Source organism: Cohnella suwonensis (assembly GCF_042655365.1).
In the GTDB taxonomy this organism is placed as follows: domain Bacteria; phylum Bacillota; class Bacilli; order Paenibacillales; family Paenibacillaceae; genus Cohnella; species Cohnella suwonensis.
Genome location: NZ_JBHSMH010000003.1, coordinates 1 through 12,605 on the forward strand (window position 1 = coordinate 1; position 12,605 = coordinate 12,605).

Genomic DNA, 12,605 nt, shown 5'->3' on the forward strand with positions numbered 1-12,605 from the left:
CGAAATTTGGTCAAAGTGCTCGGGTCGATGACCGATTCTTCCGGTGCCATTTGAAGAAAATACTTGAACGACATGTCGTACCTAGAGCGCTCAACCACATTCACATCCGATAGCTCGAAAATAGCCTTGAGAAGCAAATATTTAAACATCCGTAAGGGGTCGATGGCGTTCCGGCCATTGTCCAAACAGTAGTTTGCTTTCAATTCGTCATAAACAAAGGAGAAGTCCACCAGCTCATTGATCTGGCGTAGCATGTTGTCTTTCGGGACAATGAGGTCATATAACGCCGTATAGGGACTGAATGCAAATGAGATTTGAGGCTGGATCATGAGGCCTTCATCCTTCCAACATAATACTTTAATTATACAAGAAAAAGGCACAGCCCCCTCAAATTAATGAGAGTCTGTACCTTTTAGCGGAAATGGACTTTTTCAGTGGCCTCCCTCGGTGCCGTGGGGCGTTCGTTATGCCAGTTACAAAAACTTAGCAATATCCAGCGCGCAGGATGATTACCAGGAGAACGAAAAGTACGAGTGCGAATGCAGCGGCTCCCATTCCGCCACCACAGTGAACGCCGCCTACGCCTTCACCTGCTACAGGGTATCCCAAGTCTATCACCACCGAGCGTGTATTATGACGATTGGTCACGATGTAGCTTATGTCGGGATACGTATGTGGTCAGTACATTAACCCAGTCGGCTCAAAAACAGGCGAGCGCACAGGGCTTCCTTCCCTCGGATGAACCGGATGCGAATCGGACACCTTAATGACGCAGTCCAATCATCCGAGGGAGGTTTTACTTTGAGAAAGCAAGTGACCAGCTTGGCGTTGGCGTCCGCATTGTCGCTCACGATCGCCGTGCCCGCCTTCGCGTCCCATTCCCCGGGGCATACAACGGCGGACATGACGCCGGGAACAAATCCAAGCACGATCAACAGCACGACGAATACAACGAGTCCGACCTATAATCCGCGCTACAACCAAGTCAATTACAACGGCGGCACTCATAATGGTATGTTCAGCGATACGACGACGGGCACTCGATTTGATACGTACAACAACGGCACGAATCGTCCTTTCGGAACGTACGGCGCGTACGATTCGACCCGGATGAACGCGTATCGTCCGAACGGAGCGTACAACACGGGCATCACAGCGAAAACGAACCAAACGGTACGCGCATTGGGAACAACGACGAGACGGACGTTCAACTGGGGTTGGCTCGGTTTGCTCGGCTTGTTCGGCTTGGCGGGCATGCGCAGCCGAAACCGCGACGAAGCGCGCTAACGGCGACGAACAAACGACTCGAACCGCGATAATAAGAGGAATCCCCGCAGCCCTTTCCGATATGGAGAAGCGGCAGCGGGGATTTTGCCTAGCGTCGGCGAAGGACCGGAAAATTCGCGCAGGGCGTATTCCGAAGCCTACTCCGCGAACGAGACGTTTCCGTCCGCGAGCGAAGCGATCCGGGCGAGCGATTCGACGCGGTAGCCTTTCTCGGTCAGCTTGTTCGCCCCGTTCTGGAACGACTTCTCGATCACGATGCCGATGCCGGCCACTTGGCCGCCAGCGCGTTCGACGATTCGGGCCATGGCGAGCGCGGCTTCTCCGTTCGCGAGGAAGTCGTCGATCAGCAGCACCCGGTCGCCTGCGGACAAGAACTTGGTCGCGACGGACACTTCGCTTTCTTCCTTTTTCGTGAACGAGTACACTTTCTCCGTAAATAAATCCGTCTGCAGCGTCAGCGATTTGCGCTTGCGCGCGAACACGACCGGGACGCCGAGCTCGAGGCCGGCCATCACCGCCGGGGCGATGCCCGACGATTCGATCGTCACGATCTTGTCGATTGCGCTTTCCCTGAAGAGGGAAGCGAACGTTCTCCCGATCTCCAGCATGAGCGGAGGATCGATCCGGTGATTCAAGAACGAATCCACCTTCAGCACTTGGTCGCTTAACACGATTCCTTCTTCGACGATTTTCCTTTTCAGCAGCTCCACGAGCTCTCCCCCTTTTGCATACAGTTTACCATCCTGTCGCCGGTTTGGGAGGCTTGTCCGAACAATTCGCGTTGTTAGCCTAAGATTATGATACACTGTTACCGGAATCAGAAACGTCGTACGGGGGTTGAACGGCATGGTGCGCGGGTCGTGGAGACGGCTGTCGGTGCTTGCGGGCAGAATGGAAGGCAAGCTATTTATCGTTTTTTTGTTCCTGATTATATTGCCCATCGGCGTGCTAAGCTATATCGCGTCGGAAAGATATTCCGGATCGATCGAGCGGAATACGGTCACGTATGCGTCCCAAGTGTCCGATCTGATGATCAGCAAGCTGGACGATTACATGGAGGACATGAAAAAAATCGCGATTATTCCGTCGTACTTGGCGGAGATCAAGTCGGGACTGAAGGAATCGAACGCCTATTACGAGAAAAAGCCCGATGCTCCCGGAGCCGGGGGCATGGCCGAAGGCATCGTCGAGAAGCGCGATTCGTTGTCGGACGAGCAATTACAGCTGCTTCGCCGCGTGGAAGGCAGCATCTACTTCCTGAATAACATCAAGAACGGCGCCAACTCCGTGTATTTGTTCGACCGGTACGGGCATTCGTACTTCGTGACGAAGAGCGGGGGCGTGCGCTCCGATCTGCCGACCGCTTACGAGGAATGGAAGAAGCTTGCCATGGAAGCCCACGGATATCCCGTTCTCGTCAGCACGCAGGCGGTCGGCGGCGGCAGGTCGGGCAACCGTTACGTGTTTACGATCGTGAGGGAAATCATCGACACGACGTTCGAATCGCTCGGCTTGATCGCCGTCGACGCGAACATCGTCGTCATCGAGAACATCGTCAAGGACTTGGACAAGGCGACCCGCGGAACGACGCTCATCGTCGATCATAACGGTAAAGTCGTCTACGACAGCGAGAAGAAATACTTGGCGAGCAACTTGGCGGGCAGCGACTTGCTGCTCCGCGCTTCCGGTTCCCAAGGCAGCTTCCACGCCGACGTCGAGAGCGAGAAGATGCTGACGATCTATAGGCAGTCCCCGAACACGGGGTGGAAAATCTTCATTACGATTCCGCAAAAGCAATTGATGGGGGAAGCGAATCGCATCCGGGGGTTCACGATCGTCTCGGCGTCGCTCATTATCGGGTTCGGCTTGCTGATCTCGCTTATTCTGACGTTCGCTTTGACGAAGCCTCTCCGGTCGCTCGTCCGCTTGATGAAAGTCGTCCAGACGGGAAATTTGGACGTCTCGTTCCCGGTCAGGGGCAGGGACGAAATCGGAATCGTCGGCAACGCGTTCAACCGGATGATCGCCCGCGTCAAGGGCTTGGTCCAAGACGTCTACATGGCCGGGCAACGTAAAAAAGAAGCCGAGTTGGAAGCGCTTCAGAATCAGATCAATCCGCACTTCATCTACAATACGCTGGAGTCGATCCGGATGACGGCCGTCATCAATGACAACGTCGAGGTCAGCGATATGACGCAATTGCTCGGCAAGCTGCTTCGGTACGGCATGGGACCCGGCAGCGAGACGGTGCCTCTATCACGGGAACTCGAGCATCTGGAGATGTACGTCAAGCTGCTGAACTTCAGATACGGCAACCGGTTCTCGCTCGAGACGGCGAACATCGCGGACGAACGGTTGCCCGTCATGAAGCTGTTGTTCCAGCCGATCGTCGAGAACGCCGTCTATCACGGCATGGACGAATCGAAGACGTCGATGACGATCTCCATCGCCTACGAGCGGATCGGTACGGATCATTGCTTCGCGATCAGCGACGGCGGGGTCGGCATGTCCGAAGAGACGCTGCTGCGCCTTCGCCGGCGGCTGAACGAAACGAATCCGCCCCGCGAGGAAAGCGGGCGAGGGATCGGCTTGCGAAACGTGAACGAGCGGCTGAAGCTGCTGTTCGGGGGAAGCTACGGCATTACGATAGACAGCGAGCTCGGCGAAGGCACCGTCGTGAAGGTGCGCTTCCCGGACATTGCCGCAAGAGGAGAGAGGGAGCATGGTTAACGTGGTCGTCGTGGACGACGAAGAACGGATCCGGCAAGGGCTGGCCAAGCTCGTCGCCCAAGCGGGCGAGGACGTCCGGGTGACCGGCATCTTCGCAGGTGGACAGGAGCTGCTGGCGCATATCGACGAGATCGAAGTCGATCTGGTCATCACGGATATCAAAATGCCGGTCATGAACGGGCTGGAGCTGATCGAGAAGTTGCAGAAACGGGAGCCTTCGCCGCGGATGGCGATCATCAGCGGGTTCGACGAGTTCTCGTACGCGCGTCAGGCGCTCCGCTTCGGCGTCGAAGACTACTTGCTGAAGCCGGTAGACAAGGAGGAACTCGCCGGATTGATCCGCAAGGTCGCCCAAGGGATCGAGAGGAGCAAGGAATCCGAGCTCTCGGAAGAGGAAGACCGGCTCAAGCTGCTCCTGTTTAACGAGACGGAATCGTTGCCGGAGCATCTCCGGCTGGAAGCTTGCCGCCGATTGGACGGAACGGAGACGTTCCGGGAAGCGTACGGCGTGCTAATCGTAAGGGGGGCGCCATCTTCGGACTCCGAGACGGCGTCCCCGACGCCGGAGGACGCCATCTTCGATTGGCTTCAGAAGCGGGTCCTTCTCCGACTAGGAGGACGAACGGTGGCGATCGTCCCGATCGGCGAAGCCGAACATGCGGACCGTATCCGGGAACTGGGTCAGACGCTGTTGCAGCGATTGCCCGTCGGATTCGAAGGAAGAGTCGGAGGCAGCGACGTGTTCCGCGGCTCCGCTTGGCTTCGCGAAGCCTACCGGCAAGCGGAAATCGCCATGGAGCATGCTTGGTACGAGAACGGCAGAAGGGCGTTTGCAGACTATGCGCGAGCGGCGAGGAAGCTGAATGCGAACGCCGTGAAACCTTTGCTCGTGCTGCTTGACGGAGAGTTCCAAGCCGAGATGGCGGCGTCGAACTACAAGCGGGCGCAGGACTCCGTGCATCGTTGGTTCGACGGCTGCATGGCGCTCGCCCCGGCTTGGAACGAGCTGCGGGACGGCTGCGAGACGGTTCTGGCGCTCATCGGCAAGCATCGGGCGGACCGGGCGGGGGATGCCGCCGCGTTTCGGGAAGCTTCGCCGGCCGGGCATCATTCGACTTCGCTTCATCCCGAGCATTTTCCGAACAAAGAGGCTTTCGCGGCTTTCTTCATCGGGGAGGCGGACAAGCTGTTCATGAAGCTGCAGGAGTCCACCCAGGGCAACCGCGTCGTGGATACGGTCAAGCAGTATATCCAGCGGAACTTCGCGGCGGAGCTCGAATTGAACCGGCTCGCGGAGGAAGTGTTCTTGACCCCGAGCTACTTAAGCAAGCTGTTCAAGACGGAGACGGGAGAGACGATTACCGATTACTTGATCTCGGTCCGCATCGATCGGGCCAAAGAATGGCTCCGGGACAAAAACGCGCTAAAGACGTACGAGGTCGGAGAGAATGTCGGCTATCCCGATCCGGCGTACTTCAACAAAGTGTTCAAGAAAGTCGTCGGCTGCACGCCGAAAGAATTCAAGGATAGGGTAAGGTAAAACCGTTGGCGTGCTCCGTTAGGCTATCAAATAGATTTGTTAGCTGAGTATTATCTAAATTGAAGACAATTAAAACAAACGAAGAACATTAAACCGAATAACGAAACCCGCTATAATGGTTCTGAAAGCGTTTGCTCGGTGGGATTCCGGCAGGCTTGAAAGAGATCAGGTTAGAGGGGGAGTTCCGTTGAACATCAGCTACAAAGCGCAGAAATACTTGATCTTGTTCGGCTTTCTGACCTTACCGGTCGCGCTGCTGTGCGCGTTCTCGCTGTATCCGGCGGCGGCGTTGTTCTACTTTAGCCTAACGGATTGGGATGGGTTAGGTTACGACCAATCGTGGGTCGGGCTGGCTAATTACAAGGAAATATTCATGCGTCCCGAAATCTTCGGCGCGTTCAAGAATAACTTGTACTATTTCGGAGGCGGGCTCGTCCAGACGGCGATCGCGCTCTACTTCGCGGTCATCCTGAACGGCAGGCTGAAAGGCAAATACGCGTTCCGCGTCATGCTGTTCCTGCCGTACGTGCTTCATAGCGTCGCCACCGTCATCATGTTCAAGAACGTGTACCACGCCGAATACGGTTCGCTTAACGTGTTCCTCGGCGCCATCGGGCTCGAGTCTTGGCAACAAATGTGGCTCGGCAATCCGCACCTCGTCAACTTCTCGCTCGCATTCATCTCGATGTGGAAATATTTCGGGCTCAGTATGGTCATTTTTATCGGCGCGTTGCAATCGATTCCGAAAGACCTGTACGAAGCGTCGACGATCGACGGCGCGTCGAGCTGGCAATCGTTCCGTTTCATCACGCTGCCTAGCCTCCGAAGCGTCATCGAGCTCATGCTCGTCCTGACGTTGACCGGCGCGCTCGAGGCATTCGACATTCCGTACATCATGATGCTCGGCGCGAACGGAACGTCGACGTTCGTCACCCAGACGGTCAACATGGCGTTCAAGTTCAACAACTCCGGCCTCGCTTCCGCGATGGCGGTCGTGCTCCTGTTCATCGTGCTTCTGTTCATCGTCATCCAGCGCAAAGTTCTGTTCAGGGAGGGACGATAAGCGATGCAAAAAAACCCAGGGTACGTTCAAGCGCTGAAATACGCGTCGCTCGCCGTCGCCGTCTTTATCGTGTTCTTCCCGATCTACTCCGTCTTCATCGGCGCCTTCAAGACGAAGGTGGAATTTTACCAGTCCGGTCTTCGGTTGCCGGACAACTTCTTTAACTTCGATAACTTCAAGCGGGTGTTCAAAGTCGGCAAGCTCGGTCTCGGCTTCAAGAACACGTTCACGATCCTGCTCGTGGCGATCGCCGGCAACGTGCTCATCGGCACGATGGTCGCTTACGCGCTCGGACGGTTCGAGTTCGCGATGAAGAAGCCGATCATGGGATTGTATTTGATCGCCCAAGTCATTCCGCTCGTCACGACGCAAGTCGCGACGTTCAGCGTCATTCAGGCGCTCGACGTCTATAACACGATGTACGCCCCGATGCTGCTCTACTTGGGCGCGGACGTGCTTCAGATCATTATCTACCTTCAATTCATCAATAACATTCCGAGGGATCTCGACGAAAGCGCGATGGTCGAAGGAGCTTCGCTCTTCAAGATTTACCGTTCGATCATCTTCCCGTTGCTCGCTCCGGCGACGGCGACGCTGATCATCCTGAAGACGATCTCGATCTATAACGACTTCTATACGCCGTATCTTTACATGCCTTCGCAGAAGCTGAAAGTGGTATCGACGGCGATCTACAGCTTCGTCGGCCCGAACGCCGCGCAGCTGAACGTCATCTCCGCGGGCATTCTCGTTATTTTCATTCCGACGGTCGTTATCTTCTTGTTCTTGCAACGTTATATATTCGCGGGCGTAACGAACGGCGCGGTCAAGTAAATGTATGTTATGATAACGAAAATAGTTTGTTATCATCGTCGCTTATGCGAGTGGAGTGAACCGTGCGATGTCGAAAAAAGTGACCATGCAGCAAATCGCGGATCATGTCGGCGTATCCAAATTCGCGGTGTCCAAGGCGTTATCCGGCAAATCCGGCGTCAGTCCCGATACGAGGGAGAAAATCATCCAGGCGGCGACCCAGCTCGGCTACTTCTCCCAGAAGCGCAATAAGCCCGCCGTCAGCCGCCAGCCAACGCCGAACCGGCGCCCGTCGGCGGAACGGGATACGATCGTCGTCCTCATCCCGAACGTCCGGGAACAAAACCGCCAGTCGACGTTCTGGGGACGGATCATCGACGGCATCACGGAAGGGCTCGAGAACAACAACCTCGGCATGATGATCGTGACCGAGCATATTACGGACAATTTCACGAAGCTGATCAATCCCGACGCCGTGCTCGGCTTGATCGGGGTCGGGCTGATCTCCAACCAGCTGCTGCTCGAAATCCGCAAGCTGGGCATTCCGTTCGTGCTCGTCGATCACGAGGATTCCCTCATTCCGTCGGACGTCCTGTTCATGAACAATTACGAGTGCGTCCGCAGGGCGACGAATTATTTGCTCGGCAACGGACACCGGGAGGTTCAGTTCGTCGGCAACATCCGCTATTCCCGAAGCTTTTACGACCGTTGGCTCGGTTTCCGCTCCATGCTGGAGGAACAGGACACCGAACTCCGGCAAGAAAAGAAGCTGCTCGAATTCGAAGGCGTGAACCGCTCGGAGATAACGGAACAGCTAGAGCCGATCTTGCGCGAGCTGAAGGGGAAGGGACGGCTGCCGACGGCGTTCGTCTGCGCGAACGATTCGATCGCGATCTGCATCATGACCGCGCTCATGAAGATGGGCGTCGACGTTCCCGGAGAAGTATCGGTATGCGGCTTCGACAATATCGAGGACGCCAGCTTGTCCTCGCCCAAGCTGAGCACCGTCCATGTGAACAAGGAAGCGCTCGGCCAGCGCTCCGTGGAGACGTTGCTGTGGCGAATTAGCCATCCGGACGACCCGAAGGAGAAAATTCTCCTCGCGGGCGATTTCGTCCTGCGCGAATCGACGTCCGTCGCTCGCTGAGTCGATTTGTTATAATGAGTTCCACTCTGTTGTGGCTTAATGACGGATAAATGAACTGTAAAACATACAGTTATTTCGTCTTAAAATCAGATATCTGGTGAAATAGATGTAATATATACACTAATTTCACCAGATTCATCCTGATTCAGTTGAAAACCTGCAAAATTAAGTGCATCTTTTGCATGAAATTCATGCAAAGGCCTTACCATGTATCTTTTTACCTGCACATTTTACATTTAAATATTCCAATCCGTTGTTTCTAAGTAAATTCACCCGGAACTCAGCCTTTTGTTATTGTAGTTGATGCGTCTGTTGCCGCCTTCTTAAGGGCGGCTTTTTCTTTGCCGAAAGGCCCGAAAACCGGTTGACAAACCGGCTGGCGGTGATACAATTTTCTTGAAATGTTATCATTATTTAATAATAATTAACTAACAATAAAATTTGTTAGCATACTGGCGAAACAAAAAGGAGCTGCGTGCCGTGAGCGCATGGACGGAGACGGTAAACGGAATGACGTGGGGATGGACCGGGGTTCGGGGCACATGGACCGGCGAGGAAGCGGACCATTCGATGATCAGCATGCGGGCGATAGGCGTCAATTGGACGGCGATCGCCTTGTCCGCGGTACAGGAAACGGCGCAATCGACTTCCATCCCTTTCCGGGAAGCGCCGACGGTAACGGACGAGGAGACGGTGGCCGCGATTCGACGCGCCAAGGCGCTCGGCATGAAAGTGATCTTAAAGCCCGTCGTGAACTGCGCGAACGGCACGTGGCGCGCCCATATCTCGTTCTTCCGGGACGAAGCGCCGGGAGAACCGACGTGGGGACAATGGTTCGCTTCGTATGGCGAGTTCATCCTACACTACGCGGCCATCGCGGAGCGGGAAGGCTGCGAAATGTTCTGCGTCGGCTGCGAGATGGTGCAAGCCGACTCGAGGGAAGCGGAATGGAGAGAACTGATCGTGAAAGTACGGACCGTCTACTCCGGACTCGTCACTTACAACTGCGATAAGTACCAGGAAGAGAGACTGACCTGGTGGGACGCGGTCGATATCATCTCTTCCAGCGGATACTATCCGATCGACAAGTGGGAGGAGCAGCTCGACCGGATCGAGCGGGGAATCGCCCGCTGGAATAAGCCGTTCTTCTTCATGGAAGCGGGTTGCCCGAGCCGGGAAGGGTCAAGTCTAAAGCCGAACGATTGGTCGCTGCCGGGAGGGCCGTCGGAAGACGAACAGGCCGCCTATTACGAAGCGATGTTCGAGGCTTGCTCGCGCAGGGATTGGATGAGAGGCTTCATGCTGTGGGATTGGCCGGCGAAGCTGTACGCGCCGGAGGAAGCGGCGGCAAACGACGATTATTGCATGTACGCGAAGAAAGCGGAGGCGGTCGTTCGCGATTACTATACGTCGCGAAGCTGATAGGCGACGAGGACAAGGGCTAGCAAAGTCCAGCAAGGTTTAGAAAGGTCTAGAAGGGACGAAAGGGGAGAGAGAGATGGGAGATAGATCGGCCATCGGACAGTGGCGATCGGAATTGTTAGAGACGCTGAAGATCAACATTCTCGGGTTCTGGATCGAGCATGCGGTCGATAAGAAAAACGGGGGCTTCGTCGGGGAAATCCGCAGCGACATGACGGTATTGCAGGGCGCGGACAAGGGGCTGGTGCTGAACGCCCGCATCCTGTGGAGCTTCGCGACCGCCTACCGGGTTTACGGGGATCAGGCCTACTCCGATATGGCGGAACGGGCTTACGGGGAATTGCGCGACCGGTTCCGCGATAAGGAGCACGGCGGGTTGTTCTGGATGGTGGACAAGGGAGGAGCTCCGGTTCAGGACAAGAAGCAGGTGTACGGGCAAGCGTTCGTAATCTACGCGTTGTCCGAATATTACCGAGCGACGGGTTTGGAGAATGCGCTCGAATGGGCGAAGGAACTGTACGTGCTGCTCGAGAAACATGCCTGCGACAACGTCCATCGCGGTTACGTGGAAGCGTTGGCGCGGGACTGGACGGAGACGAGCGACCTGAGCCTTAGCGGCAAGGACCTGAACGAACGCAAATCGATGAATACGCATCTGCACGTGCTCGAGGCTTATACGAACTTATATCGCGTCTGGAAGCCGGAAGGCCTGCGCTTGAAGCTGGCCGAATTGATCGACATTCATCTGGACTTGATCGTGAACGAAAGCAATCATCACTTCCTGTTGTTCTTCGACGACGAATGGGCGTCGAAGTCCGATCATATTTCGTACGGCCACGATATCGAAGGAAGCTGGCTGTTGTGCGAAGCGGCCGAGGTGCTCGGCGACGAGGGTAGAATCGCCCGCGCGAACGCGGAAGCGCTGGCGATGGCGGAAGCGACGCTCGCGGAAGGCGTGGACGCCGACGGCGCGGTCTTCAATGAAGCGGACGGACACGGCCATCTCGACGATACGAAGGACTGGTGGCCGCAAGCGGAAGCGATGGTCGGCTTCCTGAACGCCTACCAGCTGAGCGGAAACGAAGATATGCTGCGAGCGGCGCATGCAAGCTGGCATTTCACGAAGACCTATATGATCGATCGCGAGAACGGCGAATGGCATTGGCAAGTGTCCCGGGACGGCACGCCGAATCCGGCGCACGCCAAAGTCGATCCGTGGAAATGCCCTTATCACAACAGCAGGGCCTGCTTGGAAGCATGGGAAAGATTGGCACGCATCTCGATGGCGGAGGTTCATTAATATGAGCGAATTCATGCGGAAACTGAAGGCTTTGAAAGAAAATCACGATCTCCTCGCGCGCCGGCCGAACGCGCCGGCGGAGAGCGATAACGGCGTCTATACGCGGTATCAATATCCGGTGCTCACGAACGAGCACGCGCCGATCTATTGGCGCTACGATCTGAACCCGGAGACGAATCCCCATCTGCTCGAGAGGATCGGCGTCAACGCGGCATTTAATCCCGGCGCGATCGAGCTGAACGGGAGGTACTACCTGATGGTCCGCGTCGAAGGCGTCGACCGCAAATCGTTCTTCGCCGTCGCGGAGAGCGACAGCCCGGTGGATAACTTCAAGTTCTGGGACTATCCGGTACTGCTTCCGGAGACCGACGATCCCGACACGAACGTCTACGATATGCGCCTGACCCAGCACGAAGACGGCTGGATCTACGGGGTCTTCTGCTCCGAGCGCAAGGATCCGAACGCGCAGGCGGGCGACTTGTCGAGCGCGGTTGCCCAAGGCGGCATCGCGCGCACGAAAGACTTGAAAAGCTGGGAACGCCTGCCCGATCTGAAGACGCCTTCCGCGCAGCAGCGCAACGTCGTGCTTCATCCGGAGTTCGTCGACGGCAAATACGCGTTCTACACCCGTCCGCAAGACGGATTCATCGACGCGGGATCCGGCGGCGGCATCGGCTGGGGCTTGTCGGAGAGCATGAACCCCGCCGTCGTCGAGAAGGAAACGATCGTGGACGGACGCCACTACCATACGATCAAAGAAGTGAAGAACGGCCAAGGCGCAGCGCCGATCAAGACGGACAAAGGCTGGTTGCACATCGCGCACGGCGTTCGCAACACCGCGGCCGGCTTGCGGTACGTGCTGTACATGTTCATGACGTCGCTGAAGGATCCGAGCAAAGTCATTCACGCGCCGGGCGGACATCTGATCGCGCCGGAAGGCATCGAACGGGTCGGCGACGTATCCAACGTCGTGTTCTGCAACGGCGTCATCGCGAAGGACAACGGAGAGGTATATATCTACTACGCTTCCTCCGATACGCGCATCCACGTCGCGGCGACGACGGTGGAGAAGCTGGTCGATGCCTGCGTGAACACGCCGGAAGACCTTCTCCGCTCCCGGACGAGCGTCGAGAAGCGTTCCGCGCTGATCTCCGCGAACTTGAAACTGATGGAGACGCCGGAGTTCGCGTTTCTGAAGGACTGATCTTGCTGGGAAGAGCGCCCGCGAGCCCTAAGGCTTGCGGGTGTTTGCGTTAACCGTTTGACGGTCGCCGCATTGCAACCGGGGAATCTTTAGGAGGCCTAA

General features: G+C 56.3%; 11 protein-coding genes. 9 read left to right on the forward strand and 2 right to left on the reverse strand.

What is annotated here, in order from left to right:
* The coding region (locus tag ACFPPD_RS00980; RefSeq protein ID WP_378081035.1) for a transposase at positions 1-329 on the reverse strand (329 nt) is incomplete at its 3' end.
* A 472-nt stretch (positions 330-801) separates the two neighbouring features.
* Here ACFPPD_RS00980 and ACFPPD_RS00985 point away from each other — a divergent pair.
* Positions 802-1,287 carry a WGxxGxxG family protein gene (locus ACFPPD_RS00985; protein ID WP_378081037.1) on the forward strand — a complete coding sequence of 162 codons (486 nt, stop codon included), beginning with the start codon at positions 802-804 and terminating at the stop codon, positions 1,285-1,287.
* Between the two features lie 137 nt (positions 1,288-1,424).
* On the opposite strand, the gene ACFPPD_RS00990 is transcribed toward ACFPPD_RS00985, so the two are convergent.
* Positions 1,425-1,997: a xanthine phosphoribosyltransferase gene (locus tag ACFPPD_RS00990; RefSeq protein WP_209749289.1), complete on the reverse strand. Its 573-nt coding sequence runs from the start codon at positions 1,995-1,997 to the stop codon at positions 1,425-1,427.
* 136 nt (positions 1,998-2,133) lie between these two features.
* Here ACFPPD_RS00990 and ACFPPD_RS00995 point away from each other — a divergent pair, with 136 nt between their 5' ends.
* The 8 genes from ACFPPD_RS00995 (at position 2,134) to ACFPPD_RS01030 (ending at position 12,503) form a co-directional block, all read left to right on the forward strand.
* Positions 2,134-4,017 carry a sensor histidine kinase gene (locus tag ACFPPD_RS00995; protein ID WP_209749288.1) on the forward strand — a complete coding sequence of 628 codons (1,884 nt, stop codon included), beginning with the start codon at positions 2,134-2,136 and terminating at the stop codon, positions 4,015-4,017.
* Positions 4,010-5,557, forward strand: a complete 1,548-nt coding sequence (locus tag ACFPPD_RS01000) for a response regulator (protein WP_209749287.1) — start codon at positions 4,010-4,012, stop codon at positions 5,555-5,557. The genes ACFPPD_RS00995 and ACFPPD_RS01000 overlap by 8 nt, the downstream gene beginning before the upstream one ends.
* Positions 5,558-5,744: 187 nt before the next feature.
* On the forward strand, positions 5,745-6,620 hold the full coding sequence (locus tag ACFPPD_RS01005) for a carbohydrate ABC transporter permease (protein ID WP_378081040.1): 876 nt from the start codon (positions 5,745-5,747) through the stop codon (positions 6,618-6,620).
* Between the two features lie 3 nt (positions 6,621-6,623).
* Entirely contained in the window at positions 6,624-7,451 is an 828-nt protein-coding gene (locus ACFPPD_RS01010) for a carbohydrate ABC transporter permease (RefSeq protein ID WP_209749285.1), read from the forward strand.
* Between the two features lie 67 nt (positions 7,452-7,518).
* Positions 7,519-8,577 (forward strand): LacI family DNA-binding transcriptional regulator, encoded by a 1,059-nt coding sequence (locus ACFPPD_RS01015; RefSeq protein WP_209749284.1) that lies wholly within the window; start codon positions 7,519-7,521, stop codon positions 8,575-8,577.
* A 510-nt stretch (positions 8,578-9,087) separates the two neighbouring features.
* A complete protein-coding gene (locus tag ACFPPD_RS01020) occupies positions 9,088-9,999 on the forward strand; it encodes a glycoside hydrolase family 113 (RefSeq protein ID WP_209749295.1) in 912 nt (303 codons plus the stop codon).
* Positions 10,000-10,075: 76 nt separating this feature from the next.
* Positions 10,076-11,299 (forward strand): AGE family epimerase/isomerase, encoded by a 1,224-nt coding sequence (locus ACFPPD_RS01025; RefSeq protein ID WP_209749283.1) that lies wholly within the window; start codon positions 10,076-10,078, stop codon positions 11,297-11,299.
* A 1-nt stretch (position 11,300) separates the two neighbouring features.
* A complete protein-coding gene (locus ACFPPD_RS01030) occupies positions 11,301-12,503 on the forward strand; it encodes a glycoside hydrolase family 130 protein (RefSeq protein WP_209749282.1) in 1,203 nt (400 codons plus the stop codon).
* The last annotated feature ends 102 nt before the right edge of the window (positions 12,504-12,605 follow it).

Coding starts and splice junctions, on each gene's coding strand:
- ACFPPD_RS00995 (WP_209749288.1), top strand. CDS start 2,134: ATGGTGCGCGGGTCGTGGAGACGGCTGTCGGTGCTTGCGGGCAGAATG.
- ACFPPD_RS01000 (WP_209749287.1), top strand. CDS start 4,010: ATGGTTAACGTGGTCGTCGTGGACGACGAAGAACGGATCCGGCAAGGG.
- ACFPPD_RS01010 (WP_209749285.1), top strand. CDS start 6,624: ATGCAAAAAAACCCAGGGTACGTTCAAGCGCTGAAATACGCGTCGCTC.
- ACFPPD_RS01015 (WP_209749284.1), top strand. CDS start 7,519: ATGTCGAAAAAAGTGACCATGCAGCAAATCGCGGATCATGTCGGCGTA.
- ACFPPD_RS01020 (WP_209749295.1), top strand. CDS start 9,088: ATGACGTGGGGATGGACCGGGGTTCGGGGCACATGGACCGGCGAGGAA.
- ACFPPD_RS01025 (WP_209749283.1), top strand. CDS start 10,076: ATGGGAGATAGATCGGCCATCGGACAGTGGCGATCGGAATTGTTAGAG.
- ACFPPD_RS01030 (WP_209749282.1), top strand. CDS start 11,301: ATGAGCGAATTCATGCGGAAACTGAAGGCTTTGAAAGAAAATCACGAT.